This is a genomic window from Pseudomonas sp. JV449 (assembly GCF_032424295.1).
Taxonomy (GTDB): Bacteria; Pseudomonadota; Gammaproteobacteria; order Pseudomonadales; family Pseudomonadaceae; genus Aquipseudomonas; species Aquipseudomonas marginalis.
Genome location: NZ_VYKD01000015.1, coordinates 60705 through 77996, shown reverse-complemented (window position 1 = coordinate 77996; position 17292 = coordinate 60705). Strand labels below are relative to the sequence as shown.

Here is a 17292-nt window from a genome sequence, read left to right as displayed (position 1 = left end):
TTTCGGTTTACCCGCCCTAGCGGATCTGGTGTTTGTGCAGCAACCGGTAGAACGTCGGCCGGGAAATCCCCAGCACACGGGCCGCGACACTCAGGTTGTCGCTGTGCCGGTTGAGCACATCGCACAGCGCCTGGCGTTCAGCACGGTGCTTATAGTCTTCCAGTGTAGCCATGGGTGGCGAAATTGCCTGTTCGCCCAGCAATCCCAGATCGGCGGCTTCGATCTGGCGCCCTTCGGCGAGTACCAGGCCGCGGCGCACGCGGTTGGCCAGTTCGCGCACATTGCCCGGCCACGGGTGTTGCCCCATGGCCACCAGGGCGTCATCGCTGAAGCTGCGGGGGCGGCGGCCGGTTTCCTGGCTGTAGAAGCGTGAAAAGTGGTTGGCCAGCATCGCCACATCACCATGGCGCTCGCGCAAGGGCGCGGTGACCACCTGCAGCACATTGAGCCGGTAGTACAAGTCTTCGCGGAAAGCACCCTTGGCGACGGCCGCTTCAAGGTCGACGTGGGTGGCCGCCAACACCCGCACGTCCACCGGAATCGGCTGGCTGCCGCCGACCCGCTCGACCTGCTTTTCCTGGAGAAAGCGCAGCAGGTTGGCTTGCAGTTCCATGGGCAAATCGCCGATTTCATCGAGGAACAGGGTGCCGCCATGGGCCGCTTCGATGCGCCCGACCTTGCGTTGATGGGCACCGGTAAACGCGCCCTTCTCATGGCCGAACAGTTCGGATTGGATCAGGTGTTCGGGAATGGCGCCGCAGTTGATCGCGACAAAGGGCCTGGCATGGCGCTGGGATTGGCGGTGCAGGGTCTTGGCCACCAGCTCCTTGCCGGTGCCGCTGTCGCCACGGATCAGTACCGGGGACTCCGTGGGCGCCAGCTTGGACAATAATTTGCGTAACTCACGAATGGGGCGGCTTTCCCCCAGCAACTCGTGCCCTTCATCTACCGGGGTGTGACCCTTGCCACGCAGGCGCGCCATGCCAAACGCGCGGCCCAGGGTCACCTGCACCCGCGCCACGTCGAATGGCAGGGTATGGAAGTCGAAAAACCACTCGCAGACGAAGTCCCCCACATTTTGCAGGCGCAGCACATCCTGGCTGAGTACGGCGATCCACTCGGTGCCACTGCGGCTGATCAGTTCCTTGACCGCTTCGGGCCGCTCCAGATGATAGGGCTGCAGGCGCAATAGGCCGACATCGCATGAGCGCTCTCCTACCGATTCCAATGTGCAGCTGTCGACATCCCACCCGGCCGTACGCAAACCGGGCAGCAACCCGTGGCAGTCGTCACAGGGGTCAACCACGAGCAAACGACGTTGGACGAGGGGCACACCCATGACTGATCCTTGGCGTCAAAAATCACTAAAGTTATTTAGAAACAACAGTTTGTAATGGTTGCCGATAACCCTAGCAAGATCTTGACAGCGTGCTTGTATCGTTTCGCTATAAGTGCGGACAAAAAGCCACTACTCGTGTTTGCAGGTCAAAAAGTTGCGTCTTCGCAAAACTTTCAATCAGCTTTCAAAACAGCCGCTTACATGACGTCCATCAGGAAAAGTTGAAATTTGTTGCTCTAACATGTGACCCGTACCCCGTCATCGCGCATCAGTACAAGTAACCCGCCGCACGGTCAGCCCAACCGCCGGTACTCACTTGAATGGGCATTTAGAGAGAGACCCACATGAACGCCCCGCTCCGCATCAACGAAGCTCTTTTGATCGCAGACCGTGCTTTCCAGCCCTTTCAATGCGTGGCCTGGCACGATGGCAATGGCGCCCTGAGCCTGAGTGTCATCGACCGCACCAATAACCGTATCGGCAGCAAACAGCTGTCGTCGAACACCTATAGCGACCCGGCGCAATTGGAAGACTTGCTGTTGCGGGCCCGCGCCGAACTCGACAAAGATGGCTACCAGTTGCAGTCCTGGGCCATGCCGAAGTAAATCGCGGCTAACTTGCGATCACTGCAAAACAGTGATCGCAAGTTGCACAATCGAACTTAAGACGCTTATCGCGCCGCGAGAATAAACCGTTCGATTGCTTCCGCAGCGCCCTCCTCGACATTACTGCCGGTGACCACGCTGGCCTGGCGCTTGACGGCTTCTTCCGCCTGCCCCATGGCAATCGACAACCCCGCCACCTGAAACATCGCCGGGTCATTGCCCCCATCCCCGATGGCCGCCGTCTGCTCCAGCGGCACCCCAAGGTGCGCCGCCAGGGTCTTCAACGCCTCGCCCTTGTTGGCCAGCATGGCCGTCACATCCAAATAAATCGGCTGCGAACGCGATACCTGGGCCAAGCCCTGGACCTTGGGCTGCAATTGCGCTTCCAACGTCACCAGTAATTGGGTGTCGTTGCTCGCGGCGACGATCTTGTCGATACGCTCCAGGTAGGGTTCGAAACTTTCCACCACCACCGGCCCATACCCCAGGCCATGGGCTTCGCGCGGTTCCACCGGCCCTGGCGGACCACGGCGCAGCCAGTCGCCGTCGGCAAACACCCAGACTTCCACATCCGGCTCGGCCGAGAACAGCGCCAAGGTCACCAGCGCCGCCTCCGCTGGCAAATGGTGGGCAACCAGGATGCTGCCATCCGGGTTGATCAAGGTGCCACCGTTGAAGCCCGCCACCGGCACATCGATCCCGAATGTCTCGATCAGGTGCAGCATGGCCTTGGGCGGTCGCCCGCTGGCCAGGCTGAAAAACACCCCGGCCTCGCGCAGGGCGCTCACCGCGTCGACGGTGCGCTGGCTCAGGCGATGATCCGGATGCAGCAAGGTGCCGTCCACGTCGCTGAGGATAAAACGGATGGGATGAATCGCTGCGTCACTCATCCGAGCGAGTGCCAGGTGCGGCCATCGCGCGCCAGCAACCCATCAGCCGCTGCGGGCCCGTCTTCACCGGCCTTATAGGTCTGGATCCCGTCGTCCTCCTTCCATGCATCGAGGAACGGTTGCACTGCTCGCCAGCCGTTTTCGATGTTGTCGGCGCGCTGGAACAAGGTCTGGTCGCCGGTCATGCAGTCGTAGATCAGGGTTTCATACCCGGTCGACGGTTGCATCTCGAAGAAGTCCTTGTAGGCAAAACCCAGCTGGATGTTGGCCATATCGAGGGTGGGCCCGGGCTTTTTCGCCAGCAGGTCGAACCACATGCCTTCATTGGGCTGGATCTGGATCTTCAAGTAGGTGGGCTTGACCTCGTCCACCTCGGTGTCACGGAATTGCGCATAGGGCGCCGGCTTGAAGCAGATCACGATCTCGGTGTCGCGCACGCTCATGCGCTTGCCGGTACGCAGGTAGAACGGCACGCCGACCCAGCGCCAGTTATCGATCATCACCTTGAGGGCGACGAAGGTCTCGGTGCTGCTGTCGGGAGCGACGTTGGCTTCTTCGCGGTAGCCGGGCAGTTGCTTGCCGGCGATTTCGCCCGCGGTGTATTGCCCGCGCACCGAGTTGGCCCGCGCGTCTTCCAGGGACCACGGGCGTACCGCGCCGATGACCTTGGCCTTTTCACCGCGCACCGCATCGGCACCAAAGGCGGCCGGGGGCTCCATGGCCACCATCGCCAGCAGCTGGAACAGGTGGTTGGGCACCATGTCGCGCAGGGTGCCGGTTTTTTCGAAGAAATTGCCTCGCGTCTCCACGCCGACGGTTTCGGCGGCGGTGATTTGCACGTGGTCGATATAGTGGTTGTTCCAGAACGCTTCGAACAGCACGTTGGAGAAACGGCTGATGAGGATGTTCTGCACCGTCTCTTTGCCCAGGTAATGGTCGATGCGATAGATCTGCTTCTCGCTCATCACCTTGAGCAGGCTGGCGTTCAACGCTTCGGCGGTGGCCAGGTCGGAGCCGAAGGGCTTCTCGATCACCACGCGCCGGAAACTGTCATCGGTTTCCGTCAGCAGGCCCGCACTGCCCAGGCGCTGCACCACCTCACTGAAGAAGCGTGGTGCGGTGGCCAAATAGAACACCGCGTTGCCGGTGCCGCTGGCAGCGATCTTCTTGCCGATGTCGGCGTAGGTGCTGTCATCGAGGAAATCGCCCTCGACGTAGCTGATGCCTTTGGCCAGTTGCGCCCACAATGCCGGATCGAGGGCGTTATCCCCATTGCCCTTGACCTTACTCGCGGCCTCGGTGCGGATAAAGTCCTCGAGTTTCTTGGCGAAGTCGGCATCACTGATCGCGTTGTGATCAACGCCAACGATGCGCAAGCCATCGCCCAGCAAGCCATCACGACTGAGGTTGTACAGCGCCGGCATCAGCAGGCGCTTGACCAGGTCGCCATGGGCGCCAAACAGAAACAGGGTCGTGGGTGGAGCAGGTTCGGCCTTGAGTTTCTTGCCGTTGGCGGTCATTTTTTGGAAGTCTCCACGTGGCCGCCAAAGCCAAAGCGCATGGCAGACAGCATCTTGTCACCGTAGGTGCTCTGCTGGCGCGAGCGGAACCGCGCGAACAACGACGTGGACAGTACCGGCACCGGCACGGCTTGTTCCATGGCGGCTTCGATGGTCCAGCGGCCTTCGCCGCTGTCGGCCACGGAACCGGAGTAACCGTCCAGCTTGGGGTCGGTGGCCAGCGCGTCGGCAGTCAGGTCCAGCAACCAGGACGAGACCACGCTGCCACGGCGCCAGACTTCGGCGATATCGGCAACGTTGAGGTCGAAGCGCTGGTCTTCGGGCAGGTTTTCCGAGTTCTTGGTCTTGAGGATGTCAAAACCTTCGGCAAACGCCTGCATCATCCCGTACTCGATGCCGTTGTGGATCATCTTGACGAAATGCCCGGAACCCGCCGGGCCGGCGTGGATGTAGCCCTGCTCGGCACGCTTGTCAGCCGACGCGGAACGGTCCTTGGTGCGCGGGATGTTGCCCAGGCCCGGTGCCAGGCTGGCGAAGATCGGGTCGAGGCGCTGCACAGTCTCGGTGTCGCCGCCGATCATCATGCAGTAGCCACGCTCCAGGCCCCAGACCCCGCCGGAGGTACCGACATCGACATAGTGCAGGCCCTTTTGCGCCAGGGCCTTGCCGCGACGCACGTCATCCTTATAGTTGGTGTTGCCGCCGTCGATGATCACGTCACCGTCTTCCAGCAGCTCACTGAGTTCATTGATGGTGTTTTCGGTGGGGTCGCCTGCCGGCAACATCACCCAGACGGCACGGGGTTTCTGCAGCCCGGCCACCAGGGCCTTCAGGTCGGCAACGCCGGTGGCGCCCTCTTCGCTCAAACCTTTGACAAATGCTTCGTTACGGTCGTAAACAACGGTGGTATGCCCATTGAGCATCAGGCGCCGTGCAATATTCCCGCCCATGCGGCCTAGTCCGATAATCCCCAGTTGCATGTGCTGATGCTCCCAACTACTGAATAAATGTGTGACATAGTTTATAGCGCAATGAGGCTAATGAGGGTTAGTCCAGGGCAGATCCGTGTAGTTTCATGGGAAAAAATTGCCATCGTTTCACCATCACGCCTCCGAAAGTCACACGACCACCAAAAATAAAAAAGTTCCATTGATGGGAAAAAGAATTCAGAATTGCTTCCGACTGTTGCCGAGAACCTCGACTCAAGCGTTCTGGCACACCGCGACACACCGGCTATTTGCGAGGCAAGCAATGAGCACAGCACAGATGACCCGTCCTCCACAGACCCTCTACGTCACACTCCGTCGCGATGAATTGCGCCAGTTGAAAGACGAACGCGATCAGTTGCAGCTTGAGGTCATGCGCCTGCGTGCCCATATCATTCAAGCCCAGCTGGACCAGCCTTCCGGTGCGCAGCCCGCGCTCTGCTGAGCCCGTCATCACTTTGTAAGATAACGGCTACATAAATCTCACAAAGTTTTCACATGCCCTTCCCGATACTCCCGCCCCCAAGGGCCATCCCATGCAAGGGTGGCCTCTGTTGCGTGCAGCCCTGCGCGTCAACTGAAAAATTACCGGGTTGGAGCGCTGGATGGCGATGTTCGAACGCAGCAGCAAGTCTGCGAAAGGCTTTGATTGGGCCGGTCTTGGCTGGCTATTCGTGTTTTTCTGGTACTTCTCCGGCATTACCCAACTGCTGATCCAACTCAGCGGCACTTCCGGCTTCAGTGGTTTTCGCCAAGCCTTCTTCATGAGTGCGATATGGCTCGCGCCACTGCTGGTATTCCCTCGCCGTACGCGCCTGCTGGCCGCCGTGATCGGCGTGGTGCTGTGGGCCTGTTCCATGGCCAGCCTGGGTTATTTCTTCATCTACCAGCAGGAATTTTCCCAAAGCGTCATCTTCATCATGTTCGAGTCGAACATCTCCGAAGCCGGCGAGTACGCCACCCAATACTTCGCCTGGTGGATCGTGCTGGCGTTCATTGCCCACACCGCCGTGGCTATTTTCCTGTGGACCCGGGTACGCCCGGTATACTTGCCGCGCGGCCAGGCCTTGGTGGCGGCAACGGCGATCCTGGTGGCGATCATCGGTTACCCGCTGGTCAAGCAGATAGCCCGCAGCGACACCCTGGACGACGCCATCGACCGCTTCGAGTCGCGCATCGAACCGGCCGTGCCCTGGCAGATGATCGTTGCCTACCGCCGCTACACCGAACAACTGGACAACATGCAAGGCATGCTCGACAGCGCCAGCCAGATCCCCCCCTTGACCAACCTCAAGGACACCATGGCCGGCCAGCCGTCGACCCTGGTGCTGGTGATCGGCGAGTCCACCAACCGTCAACGCATGAGTCTCTACGGCTATCCGCGCAACACCACGCCGGAACTGGACAAGCTGCGCGACCAACTGGCGGTGTTCGATAACGTCATCACCCCGCGCCCCTATACCATCGAAGCCCTGCAACAGGTACTGACGTTCGCCGACGAGGAGAACCCCGATCTCTACCTCAAGACACCGTCGATCGTCAGCGTGATGAAACAGGCCGGGTACAAGACCTACTGGATCACCAACCAGCAGACCATGACCAAGCGCAATACCATGCTCACGACCTTTTCCGAACAGGCCGACGAGCAGGTGTACCTGAACAACAACCGCAACCAGAACGCCCGCCAATACGACGGCGATGTCCTGGAGCCATTCTCCAAGGCCCTGGCCGACCCGGCCGAGCGCAAGTTCATCGTGGTGCACCTGCTCGGCACCCACATGAGCTACCAGTACCGCTACCCACCGACCTTCGATAAATTCACCGATCGCCAGGGCGTGCCTGCCGGAATCAGCGACGATCAACTGCCCGTCTACAACAGCTACGACAACGCGGTGCTGTACAACGATTTCGTGGTGTCGAGCCTGATCAAGGACTACGCCAAGACCGATCCCAACGGCTTCCTGTTGTACCTGTCGGACCACGGCGAAGACGTATTCGATTCCGCCGGCCACGCCACCCTGGGGCGTAACGAAGGCAAGCCGACGGCGCCGATGTACACCATTCCGTTCATGGCCTATGCCTCGCCGAAATGGCGCGAAACCCACGACTGGAAGTTTGCCGGCGACTTGCAACGCCCTTACAGCAGCTCGCAATTGATCCACACCTGGGCCGACCTCGCCGGGCTGAGTTTCAACGAACTGGACCGCAGCAAGAGCGTCGTGAGCGACAGCTTCACGCCGCGCCCGCTGATGATCGGCAACCCCTACATGCGCCCGCAAAAGGCCTTGATTGACTTCAGCCTGATCAAGCCCAAGAAGGTTCATCCGACCGATGTGGTCCTGCAGGAACCGCCGGCCTTGTAACAGAAAGATAACAATCATTCTCGTTTAGCCCTAAAGTTCCACCGCTCCTTTCGTCTTTGAGCCAAGGCCTTCCCTTTCCGGGGTGGCCGCAAAGACGACAAGGAGTCTTCCGCGATGTTCGCGCCTTTTACCCGCTCCATGACCCTCACGCTCGGCCTGTGCGGCGCCGCCCTAAGCCCGGCCCTGCTGGCTGAAACCGACCCTGAACACACCCCGCTCGAACTCGGCGCGACCAACATCTCCGCCGAAGGCCTGGGCGCCACCACCGAACACACAGGCGCCTACACCACCGGCTCGATGAGCACCGCCACCCGCCTGAACCTGTCGGTCAAGGAAACCCCACAATCGATCTCGGTGATCACTCGCCAGCAGATGGATGATTTCAATCTCAACACGTTGACCGACGTGCTGCGCCAGACTACCGGGATCAACGTCCAGCATAACGACTCCGACCGCGTGTCCTATTCCTCCCGCGGCTACGGCATCACCAACTTCCAGATTGACGGGATGCTCAATACCTTCGGCTACATGAAGTCCGACGCCGATACCATTATCTACGACCACATCGAGGTGGTACGCGGTGCCACGGGCTTGACCACCGGCGCCGGCGACCCCTCGGCCACCATCAATATGGTGCGCAAGCGCCCGACGGCCCAATGGCAGGCGAAAACCGGCGTCAGCGCCGGCAGCCATGACAACTATTACAGCTACGTGGACGTGGGCGGCCCGCTGGCGTTCGACGGCAAGCTGCGCGGGCGTACGGTGCTGGCCTACCGTGACAGCCAATCGTTCCGCGACAACTATGGCCTGCAGCGGGCGGTCGGCTACGGCATCCTGGAAGGCGATCTTTCCGACGATACCGTGCTGGCCGTAGGTTTCGATTACCAGAACAAGCAGGTCCAGGGCACCTCATGGGGCACCGTGCCGTACTGGAACAGCGAGGGCGGCAAGGCCGGGCTGTCGCGCTCCACCAATATGGCGGCGCACTGGAGTTCCTGGCCGCTGACGGACAAGACCACCTTCGCGACGCTCGACCATCGGCTGGGCGGCGACTGGCACGTGAAGGCCGCCTACACCCATCGCCAGAGCGACACGGATGGCAAGGTGTACTACGGCGGTGCGGGGTTCCCCAACGATGACCGCAGCGGCATGACCGCCTGGGCCAGCCACATGCGCGGCACATCGAGAATGGAGGCCGTCGACCTCAACCTCGCCGGCAGCTATGCACTGCTGGGCCGCGAACATGCACTGATGATGGGCTATGGCGAGGCCACGCAGCGGGACGTCTCCCCCGTGATGCGCAGCAACCTACCCGCCGGCTATTACACCATCGAAGACTGGAAATACATGGGCGGGATCGCCAAGTTCGGCGACACCGTCACCGACCTCAAGGGCGAGCACAGCAGCAAGCAACAGAAGGCTGGCTATCTGGCCACGCGACTGAGCCTCACCGACCGCTTGCATGCAGTGCTGGGCAGCCGCTATGGCAGTTGGGAACTGAAAAGCGCGGCCCCCGAATACAACGCCAACGACCAACTGACGGCCACCAACAAGACCTCCCAGACCCACAATGATATGTGGACGCCCTACGCCGGCCTGCTCTACGACCTGACGCCGGAGTACACCGTCTACGCGAGCTATACCGACATTTTCAAACCCCAGAGCCTGCGCGATGCCAACAAGAAGTACCTGGAGCCCGTGGTCGGCAGCAACTACGAGGTGGGCCTCAAGGGCAGCGTGCTGGAGGAGCGCCTGAACCTGGCGGCGGCGTATTTCTGGAGCACCCAGGACAACGTCGCCGAGCGGGACGATTCGGTGCCACCAAACCCCATCACCGGCGAGGAGTACTACAAGTCCGGCGGCAAAGGTAACAAGGTCAACGGCTTCGAATTGGAAGCTGCCGGGGAAATCATGCCCGATTGGAACCTGACGGCCGGCTACACCTACACCCATTCGGTCAACGGCTCGGGTAAACGCAACAACACCGGGCAGCCGCTGAACCTGCTGAAAGTCTCCAGCGCCTACCGGTTGCCGGGGGCGTGGCGCAACCTCACGGTCGGCGGTGCGGTGAACTGGCAGAGCGACATTTACGATTGGAGCAATCGACCTACAGGGGTACGCGTCGGCAACACACCGGTGACCGAACGGGCGAAGATCACACAACAGGCATACACGGTGGTCAACCTGATGTCCCGCTATCAATTCGACGAGCACGTCTCAGCGTCGCTTAACGTCAACAACCTATTCGATAAAAAGTATTACGAGCGCGTTGGCTTTTATAACGGCGTGTATTGGGGCGACCCACGCGCCATTACGCTGGCCGTTGACTGGAAGCTTTAAAGCCGACCATCCGAAGTTAACGATATTGTTAACTTCGGATGTTTCTCGCGTTAATTCCCACTTAATAAGACCGCACCAGAATCGCCCCACGATTCTGATCAAGGACAGAGCAGATAACCGATCACACTTAATGAGTAAACACAGATGAAACTCTCGACCTTGATGCTTGCCAGCCTCATGACCCTGGGCTCCGCCGCCGCGTTTGCCGAAGGCGGCTCGGAGCGCTCGAAGGAGTTCTACAACAACTTCACCTTCACGCAGCAGACGCTTCACGGTACGGTTGAACAAACGGCGTCCGCCGACGGCAAGACACCGAACACCAACACGACCGAACAGGAACAACCCAAGAGTTAAGTTAATCGTTAGTTAATCCGTAACACCCTGGGCCATACCGCTCCGTTGGCAAAGGTTTATTGGGCGCCCTCCGCTGGCGCCCTTTTTTTCGCCGGTTATTTATTAAAGCGGCTTGTTCCAGAACAACATGCGCCCATGGGCGGGATCAAACTTCGCATCATCAAAACCAAACTTGCGATACGCCGACTGGGCGACGGCATTACCTTCCAGCACCTCCAGGGTGATCTTGCAGCAACCACGCTGGCGGGCGATGTCCTCGACCTTCAGCAGCATTTTCTGGCTCAGCCCCAAGCCGCGAAACTCATTCATCACCACCACGTCGTGCACGTTGACCAAGGGGCGGCAGGCAAAGGTGGAAAACCCTTCAAAGCAATTCACCAGCCCCGCCGGCTCACCGCCAACAAACGCCAGGACACTGAACGCATGGGGGCGCTTGGCCAACTCGGCCGGCAGCTGCTCCAGTAGATCAGCGGGCAGGCTATGGCCGCCGCCCATGGGGTCTTCTGCGTAATGGTTAAGCACCTTGGCAATGGCTTCGGCATGTACAGGATTGGTGTAGCTGGCTTGCAGCACCAGGATATCTGGGGTGTCCATTTCCGTCCTCGATCACGACTACAAGGGAACCGGTTCCCTTTGAGGGGCACGATTGTAAGCGTGGAGTCAGCACCAGATGAAGGAGATTAACTACAAATGTGCGCCCGAAAGCGCGAAGGCTTTGGCATTAAAAAAACCCAAAGTGCCCATTCAGGGCTTTTTTCGTACAGGCCTCAGCCGAAGCGCTGCAGCTGCATTTCTTGCAAGCGGCTCAAGGTGCGACGGAAAGGAAACGCCAGGTAACCGTCGGTATACAGGTGCTCCAGCGGCACCTGGGCGTCGATGAACAACGGCACCTTGCGGTCGTAGCACTCGTCCACCAGGGCGATGAAGCGACGCACACTGTCGTCGTGCACCGACAACTGCGGCAACTCGCGATCACCGGCCACCACGCGCTCGACCCCATCCTCGGTGCCGCGGGCAATCCGGCCTGGGCGCTGTTGCGCACTCAGGTTGGACACCTCCCCCAGCAGGATCGCCTTGAAGCGGTCGCACAGCAGGATGAAATCCATTGCCGCCAGGGGTTGTTCGCAGAGGTCGGCATAGCGGCACCACAGCACGCTGTCACTGGCCTGCACGCACACGATAGAACGATGGCCGACGGTGACCGGACCACGACTCACCGCCTGGCCTTCGGCCAATTGTGCGAACACGTTCGCCAGCGCATCGGGCTGGTTCACCCAATAGCGCTGCCGGCCCACACCTGGATGCAAGCGATGATCCTCGCCACCGTCGACCGCCACCACGTGCATATGCCGCTCAATCGCCGCAATGCCCGGCAGGAAGCGCTCCCGATTGAAGCCATCGGCATACAGCTGGGCCGGTGGTTGATTGGAGGTGCAGACCATCACCACACCTTCCTCGAACATGACCTGGAACAGCCGGCCGAGGATGATCGCGTCACCGATGTCACTGACGAACAGCTCGTCGAAACACAACACCCGCACCTCCCGGCTCAGCTCCCGCGCCAGGGCCTGCAACGGGTCATGGGTGCCGGTGAGCTGGAACAGACGCTGATGCACCCAGCCCATGAAGTGATGAAAATGCTGACGCCGTGCGGGCACCCGCAGGCTTTGGTAGAACTGATCCATCAACCAGGTCTTGCCGCGGCCCACCGGCCCCCACAGGTAAACGCCAGTCACGGGCGAACGGCCCTGATGCAGGGCTGCATGGCAGGCTTGCAGGGCATCCACCGCCCGGCGCTGGGCGTCGTCGGCAACGAAACCCTGTTGGGTAATGGCGTGTTGGTAAGCAGCGAGGGGCGAGTCGAAAGTCATGCCCGCGATTATGACCTACAGGGAGATGTCCAGCCGTGAAATCTTGCCCTGCGCGTCCAGGCGAAAGGTGTAGCGCAACTCCAGCGGACTGCCGGGAAAATTGCCGGAGACCACATTGCTGACCAGCACCTTGCCGGTACGGTGCTGCACCTTGAGCACCTCGACACGCGGCTGGTAGCGGCGCCCGGTGTCTTCCATCCAGCGTGCAATGGCGGCGGTGCCCACCTGATGCTGGCCTTCATCGAACACATTGGCATCGTCGGCAAAACACTGGGCAATGACCGAGGTGTCGCGGGTATTGGTCGCCGCGATATAGGCGGCGATGGAGGGGGCCAATTCAGGCTGGGACATGGCAAAGCTCCTTTTCAGGTGGTTGTAGCAGCATGCTAAGCCAGGGGTGTGTCAGTTTTTGTCAGGAGTGAAGGGCCCGGATTCATTCTGTTCCATCAGCTTGCGCCAGGCCCGCAGCCAGTCGCTGCGCCGCCCCGGATAACGTTCGCCGACGACCTCGGCACTCGCCACGCGGTCGGTGCGAAAAGTGCGATACGCGCCGCGCAGCTCACACCAGGCCACGATCACCCGCACCTCATTGAGAAACCCCAGGGCCAGGGGCCAGATCAGGCGTTGACTCTGGGTCTGGCTGGCATCCGCGTAGTCGATATGCAACTTGTCCTGATGCCGAATCGCTTCGCGAAATACATCCAGCGGCACGCGGTTTTCCGGGTAGCCAAACCCTGGCGGGCCGGGCAGCAACGTCGGGTTGCGCAAGGCTTCCTGCGCCGCCGGGTCGAGCACATCAGCGATTTTCGCCAAGGCGTTGGCGGCGGCACGGCTGAGCACGTCATCGCCGCGCTGGTCCACATAACGCAAGCCCAGCACGATCGCTTCGGTTTCTTCGGCGTTGAGCATCAAGGGCGGCAAAAACAGGCCGCTGCGCAGCACATACCCTACCCCGGCCTCGCCGAAAATCGGCGCGCCCAGGGCGGTCAACTCGGCAATGTCGCGGTACAGCGTACGCTCGGACACTTCCAATTGCGCCGCCAGCACGGCGGCGGTCACCGGGCGTTTCTTGCCTCGCAGGGCCTGCAACAACGTCAGTAAACGAGTGGTACGCGACACGTTGATCCCACCGAACAAGGAAAAGTGCCGCAGCTTAGCAGAGCCTTCTGCCAGGAAACGTCAGCAGCAAAAAAGCGCTCCTTGAACGAAGCTGCGAGGCAAAAAAACGGCCTGAACAGGCCGTTTTTTTTACCGAAGCGACTTATTTAAGCAAGACTCTTGCTCACCACCTCGAACACATCGCTGGACAACTCACCCGACCCACGAATGCGCTCCAGCTCCGCCTTCATCAACGCCTGGCGCGCGCTGTCGTATTTACGCCAGCGGGTCAGCGGCGCCAACTGGCGCGAAGCGATCTGCGGGTTGAACGCATTCAACTGGATCACCAGGTCCGCCAGGAAGCGGTAGCCCGAACCGTCGGCGGCGTGGAAGTTGATCAAGTTCTGCCCGGCAAACGCGCCGATCAGTGCACGCACCTTGTTCGGGTTCTTGAGCGTGAACGCCGGGTGCTCCATCAACGCCTTGACCCGCTCCAGCCCGCCCGGCAACGGGCTGCCGGCCTGCACGCTGAACCACTGGTCCATGACCAAAGGGTTGTCCTTGAAGTTCTCGGCAAATACCGCCAGCGCCTGGGCCTTCTCCGCTTCGAACGGCGAGTTCACCAGCACCGCCAGCGCGGTCAGGCGCTCGGTCATGTTGTCGCTGGTGTCGAACTGCTCAAGGGTCGCCGCCAGCACTTCGGGCTTGCCGCTGAGCATCAGGTACGACAGCGCGATGTTCTGCAAGGCACGCCGGGCGAAGTGCTCGGCCGCCGCCACATAAGGCGTCTGCTTGGACAGTTCGCGGTTGGCCTGGTAACGCAACCACAGCGGCTCATGCAGGTTGTCAGCCAGTTGCCTGCGCGCAAACTCACGCGCGGCGTGGATGGCATCCACGTCCGCGACGTCGCTGATTTCCGTCAGGTAGGCTTCGCCCGGCAACGACAGCATTTCCGCAACCATGGCCTGGTCCAGGCTTTCGTCGCTCAACACACTGCGCAAGGCCGTGATCAGGCGCTGGTCCATCTGCAACGCCTGGCCCTGCTGATGCTGGCCGATCAGTTCCTGCAACACCTGCACCGACAGCTGCTGGCCCGCATCCCAGCGGTTGAAGCCGTCGCTGTCATGCTGCATCAGGAACATCAGTTGGTCGCGGTTATACGGGAAGCTCAGTTTCACCGGTGCCGAGAAACCACGCAGCAGCGACGGCAACGGCTGTTCGGCGATGTCGACGAAGGTGAAGGTTTGCTCGGCTTCGGTCACCGAGATCACACGGGACGTGGCGCCGGCTGTGGCTTCACCGGCCAGGCGCAAGGCCATGCCCGCGCCCTGCCCGTCCAGCAGGCCCAGCTCGACCGGGATCACGAACGGCAGTTTCTCGACCTTGTCCGGGGTTTCCGGGCAGCTCTGGCGGAAGGTCAGGCTGTAGGTCTTGGCCGCAGCGTCGTAGGACTCGCTCACCGCCAGGCGTGGCGTACCGGCCTGGCTGTACCAGCGCTTGAACTGGCTGAGGTCGGCACCGTTGGCGTCTTCCATGGCCTTGATAAAGTCGTCGCAGGTCACGGCCTGGCCGTCATGGCGTTCGAAGTACAGGTCGCTGCCTTTACGGAAGCCTTCGGCGCCGAGCAAGGTATGGATCATGCCGACCACTTCCGAGCCTTTTTCGTACACGGTCAAGGTGTAGAAGTTGGAGATCTCGATAAAGCTGTCCGGGCGCACCGCATGGGCCATAGGGCCGGCATCTTCCGCGAACTGGTGGGTACGCAGGTAGGCCACGTCCTGGATGCGTTTGACCGTGGCGGAGTTCATGTCGGCGGAGAAGCCCGAATCACGGAACACGGTAAAGCCTTCCTTCAGCGACAGCTGGAACCAGTCGCGGCAGGTCACGCGGTTGCCCGACCAGTTGTGGAAGTATTCGTGGGCAACGATGGCCTCGACCCGCTGGTGCGCGGCGTCGGTGGCGGTTTCGGCGCGGGCCAGCACGGCGCTGGAGTTGAAGATATTGAGGCCCTTGTTCTCCATGGCGCCCATGTTGAAATCGTTGACCGCCACGATCATGAAGATGTCGAGGTCATACTCGCGACCGTAGGTTTCTTCGTCCCAGCGCATGGATTTTTTCAGGCTGGTCATGGCGTGCTGGCACTTGTCGATATTTTCCGGCTCGACGTAGATGCGCAGTGCCACTTCACGCTGGGTCATGGTGGTAAAGCTGTCTTCGACACACCACAGGTCACCGGCCACCAGCGCGAACAGGTAGGCGGGTTTCTTGAACGGGTCTTCCCAGGTCGCCCAGTGGCGGCCGTCTTCGCCGGGACCGCTGGCAATCGGGTTGCCGTTGGAGAGCAGCACCGGGTAGCGGTGTTGCTCGGCGATCACCGTGGTGGTGAAGGTGCTCATCACGTCGGGGCGGTCGAGGTAATAGGTTATCTTGCGGAAGCCCTCGGCCTCGCACTGGGTGCAGAACATGCTGCCGGATTTGTACAGGCCTTCCAGGGCGGTGTTGGTTTCCGGGTGGATGCGCACGCTGGTGTCGACCGTGAAGGTTTCGCGGGTCGGATGCAGGGTCAGGTGGCTGTCCGTCAGCTGGTAGTCAGCCTCGCTCAGTTCCTGGTCGCCGAGGTTGACGGTCAGCAACTCCAGCTGCTGGCCGTCGAGTACCAGCGGCGGCAGGCCGGCGCCACGCTCAGGGTTACGGCGCATCACCAGCTGCGCGTGGACCAGGCTGTGGTCCTCGAACAACTCGAAGGTCAGGTGCGTCTCTTCGATCAGGTAGTCCGGCGCCTGATAGTCCTTCAGGTAAATCATCTTCGGTTGTTCGGTGCGCATGGGTGGCATCCTTCTACTGATGCACGGCGAGCTGGTAGGCCGTGTACTTACGAATATTGATCACGCCGGTGTCGAAGATCAGGTATTGGCCCTTGATCCCCAGCAGCGTGCCTTCGGCAATCGGGTTCTTGTCCAGGTTGAAGCTGACGATCTTGGCTGGATACTGCTCCACCGGGTAGCGGATTTCCAACGGTTCGAGGTCGGTTACCGGTTGGATAGCCTGCAGGCCGAAGCGTTCCTGCAATTGCAGCAGGCCATCGGCGCAGGAGGCGAACAACTCGTCGCGCACCTGCTTGAGGTCCACCGCCACCGCGTCGCCCTTGAGCAACGCACGCCAGTTGGTCTTGTCCGCCACCTGGCTGCGCAATACATCCTCGACAAACCCGGATTGCTGGCGCGTCGCCACGCGCATGATCGGCAGCGCCTGGTTGGCGCCCTGGTCCAGCCAACGCGTCGGCAATTGGGTGGCACGGGTGATGCCGACCTTGATGCCCGACGAATTGGCCAGATACACCACGTGGTCGGTCATGCAGAAAGTCTCGCCCCAGCCTGGATCACGGCAGGTGCCGGCGTCGTAATGGCAACGCTCGGGGCTCATGATGCACAGGTCACACTGGGCCAGCTTGGTCATGCACGGGTAGCAATAGCCCTGGCTGAAGCTGGTCTTGGTCTTGCGACCGCAATGGCTGCAATGAATGGCGCCGAGGTATTCCAGGCGCACATGGGTGCCGATCAGGGGGTTGACCGGCACCTCGGTATCGCCCAGGCGAAACGCGTATTGAACGGTCGGCTCACCGAGTTGCGCCGACATTTTGCTGACTGCACCGCGACCAATTTCAATCAATGGATCGCATCCGACTTGAACAGGATGTTCGGCACGGTGGTCGACTTCGACTGGCATTCCTGCGGGCCCATGTAGCCGGTGCGCTGCTCTTCCGGCAGGTTCTGGATCTCCCAGGCGATCATGGCCTGCAGGGACAGTTCGCGCTGCTCGGCACTGAGCTTGCGGCCATCGGACCACTTGCCGATTTCCACGGCGAGCTTGAGGCTCGCGTAGATGTCCGGGGTGATGTTTTCGATCATTTCAGCAAAAGAGGACAT

16 protein-coding genes are annotated in these 17292 nt (G+C 60.8%); 5 read left to right on the top strand and 11 right to left on the bottom strand.

Translation table 11 applies throughout. The features are described from left to right. Positions 1-16: 16 nt before the first annotated feature. Positions 17-1339 (bottom strand): sigma-54 dependent transcriptional regulator, encoded by a 1323-nt coding sequence (locus F6S08_RS14300; RefSeq protein ID WP_027606451.1) that lies wholly within the window; start codon positions 1337-1339, stop codon positions 17-19. A 344-nt stretch (positions 1340-1683) separates the two neighbouring features. Between F6S08_RS14300 and F6S08_RS14295 the strand changes: the two genes are divergently transcribed. Next, positions 1684-1944: a hypothetical protein gene (locus F6S08_RS14295; protein ID WP_065927887.1), complete on the top strand. Its 261-nt coding sequence runs from the start codon at positions 1684-1686 to the stop codon at positions 1942-1944. A 65-nt stretch (positions 1945-2009) separates the two neighbouring features. Here the strand turns inward: F6S08_RS14295 and F6S08_RS14290 are convergent, their stop codons facing one another. The 3 genes from F6S08_RS14290 to gnd are packed head-to-tail and all read right to left on the bottom strand — an operon-like array spanning position 2010 to position 5379. Then, positions 2010-2834, bottom strand: a complete 825-nt coding sequence (locus F6S08_RS14290; RefSeq protein ID WP_065927888.1) for a Cof-type HAD-IIB family hydrolase — start codon at positions 2832-2834, stop codon at positions 2010-2012. Next, the gene (gene zwf / locus F6S08_RS14285) at positions 2831-4354 is read right to left on the bottom strand and encodes a glucose-6-phosphate dehydrogenase (protein WP_065948661.1); all 1524 of its coding nucleotides are present in this window, start codon (positions 4352-4354) and stop codon (positions 2831-2833) included. Before zwf ends, F6S08_RS14290 begins: the two co-directional genes overlap by 4 nt. Then, positions 4351-5379 (bottom strand): phosphogluconate dehydrogenase (NAD(+)-dependent, decarboxylating), encoded by a 1029-nt coding sequence (gene gnd, locus F6S08_RS14280; protein WP_223841635.1) that lies wholly within the window; start codon positions 5377-5379, stop codon positions 4351-4353. Before gnd ends, zwf begins: the two co-directional genes overlap by 4 nt. A 226-nt stretch (positions 5380-5605) precedes the next feature. Here gnd and F6S08_RS14275 point away from each other — a divergent pair, with 226 nt between their 5' ends. The 4 genes from F6S08_RS14275 (at position 5606) to F6S08_RS14260 (ending at position 10397) form a co-directional block, all read left to right on the top strand. Beyond that, positions 5606-5785, top strand: coding sequence for a DUF6026 family protein (locus tag F6S08_RS14275; RefSeq protein WP_256097793.1), 180 nt, complete (start codon positions 5606-5608; stop codon positions 5783-5785). A 160-nt stretch (positions 5786-5945) separates the two neighbouring features. Then, the gene (locus F6S08_RS14270) at positions 5946-7703 is read left to right on the top strand and encodes a phosphoethanolamine transferase CptA (RefSeq protein ID WP_315871770.1); all 1758 of its coding nucleotides are present in this window, start codon (positions 5946-5948) and stop codon (positions 7701-7703) included. A gap of 114 nt (positions 7704-7817) precedes the next feature. Beyond that, a complete protein-coding gene (locus tag F6S08_RS14265; protein WP_065927891.1) occupies positions 7818-10043 on the top strand; it encodes a TonB-dependent siderophore receptor in 2226 nt (741 codons plus the stop codon). Positions 10044-10187: 144 nt separating this feature from the next. Next, on the top strand, positions 10188-10397 hold the full coding sequence (locus tag F6S08_RS14260; RefSeq protein ID WP_065927892.1) for a hypothetical protein: 210 nt from the start codon (positions 10188-10190) through the stop codon (positions 10395-10397). A 102-nt stretch (positions 10398-10499) separates the two neighbouring features. On the opposite strand, the gene F6S08_RS14255 is transcribed toward F6S08_RS14260, so the two are convergent. The 7 genes from F6S08_RS14255 to F6S08_RS14225 form a co-directional block, all read right to left on the bottom strand. Then, on the bottom strand, positions 10500-10991 hold the full coding sequence (locus F6S08_RS14255) for a GNAT family N-acetyltransferase (RefSeq protein ID WP_027606459.1): 492 nt from the start codon (positions 10989-10991) through the stop codon (positions 10500-10502). A 173-nt stretch (positions 10992-11164) separates the two neighbouring features. After that, positions 11165-12268 carry a cell division protein ZapE gene (gene zapE, locus F6S08_RS14250; RefSeq protein ID WP_315871769.1) on the bottom strand — a complete coding sequence of 368 codons (1104 nt, stop codon included), beginning with the start codon at positions 12266-12268 and terminating at the stop codon, positions 11165-11167. Between the two features lie 15 nt (positions 12269-12283). Then, positions 12284-12619 (bottom strand): nuclear transport factor 2 family protein, encoded by a 336-nt coding sequence (locus tag F6S08_RS14245; RefSeq protein WP_315871768.1) that lies wholly within the window; start codon positions 12617-12619, stop codon positions 12284-12286. A 51-nt stretch (positions 12620-12670) separates the two neighbouring features. Continuing rightward, entirely contained in the window at positions 12671-13387 is a 717-nt protein-coding gene (locus tag F6S08_RS14240; protein ID WP_065927895.1) for a helix-turn-helix transcriptional regulator, read from the bottom strand. A 146-nt stretch (positions 13388-13533) separates the two neighbouring features. Next, a complete protein-coding gene (gene pepN, locus F6S08_RS14235) occupies positions 13534-16191 on the bottom strand; it encodes an aminopeptidase N (protein WP_137212422.1) in 2658 nt (885 codons plus the stop codon). 13 nt (positions 16192-16204) lie between these two features. After that, a complete protein-coding gene (locus F6S08_RS14230; protein WP_315871767.1) occupies positions 16205-17035 on the bottom strand; it encodes a DUF2797 domain-containing protein in 831 nt (276 codons plus the stop codon). Then, positions 17032-17292 carry a YeaC family protein gene (locus tag F6S08_RS14225; protein WP_065927897.1) on the bottom strand — a complete coding sequence of 87 codons (261 nt, stop codon included), beginning with the start codon at positions 17290-17292 and terminating at the stop codon, positions 17032-17034. The genes F6S08_RS14230 and F6S08_RS14225 overlap by 4 nt, the downstream gene beginning before the upstream one ends.

Excerpts from the sequence above, each read along its gene's own strand:
- F6S08_RS14300 (WP_027606451.1), bottom strand. The coding sequence starts at position 1,339 with ATGGGTGTGCCCCTCGTCCAACGTCGTTTGCTCGTGGTTGACCCCTGT.
- F6S08_RS14295 (WP_065927887.1), top strand. The coding sequence starts at position 1,684 with ATGAACGCCCCGCTCCGCATCAACGAAGCTCTTTTGATCGCAGACCGT.
- F6S08_RS14290 (WP_065927888.1), bottom strand. The coding sequence starts at position 2,834 with ATGAGTGACGCAGCGATTCATCCCATCCGTTTTATCCTCAGCGACGTG.
- zwf (WP_065948661.1), bottom strand. The coding sequence starts at position 4,354 with ATGACCGCCAACGGCAAGAAACTCAAGGCCGAACCTGCTCCACCCACG.
- F6S08_RS14275 (WP_256097793.1), top strand. The coding sequence starts at position 5,606 with ATGAGCACAGCACAGATGACCCGTCCTCCACAGACCCTCTACGTCACA.
- F6S08_RS14270 (WP_315871770.1), top strand. The coding sequence starts at position 5,946 with ATGGCGATGTTCGAACGCAGCAGCAAGTCTGCGAAAGGCTTTGATTGG.
- F6S08_RS14265 (WP_065927891.1), top strand. The coding sequence starts at position 7,818 with ATGTTCGCGCCTTTTACCCGCTCCATGACCCTCACGCTCGGCCTGTGC.
- F6S08_RS14260 (WP_065927892.1), top strand. The coding sequence starts at position 10,188 with ATGAAACTCTCGACCTTGATGCTTGCCAGCCTCATGACCCTGGGCTCC.
- F6S08_RS14255 (WP_027606459.1), bottom strand. The coding sequence starts at position 10,991 with ATGGACACCCCAGATATCCTGGTGCTGCAAGCCAGCTACACCAATCCT.
- zapE (WP_315871769.1), bottom strand. The coding sequence starts at position 12,268 with ATGACTTTCGACTCGCCCCTCGCTGCTTACCAACACGCCATTACCCAA.
- F6S08_RS14245 (WP_315871768.1), bottom strand. The coding sequence starts at position 12,619 with ATGTCCCAGCCTGAATTGGCCCCCTCCATCGCCGCCTATATCGCGGCG.
- pepN (WP_137212422.1), bottom strand. The coding sequence starts at position 16,191 with ATGCGCACCGAACAACCGAAGATGATTTACCTGAAGGACTATCAGGCG.
- F6S08_RS14225 (WP_065927897.1), bottom strand. The coding sequence starts at position 17,292 with ATGTCCTCTTTTGCTGAAATGATCGAAAACATCACCCCGGACATCTAC.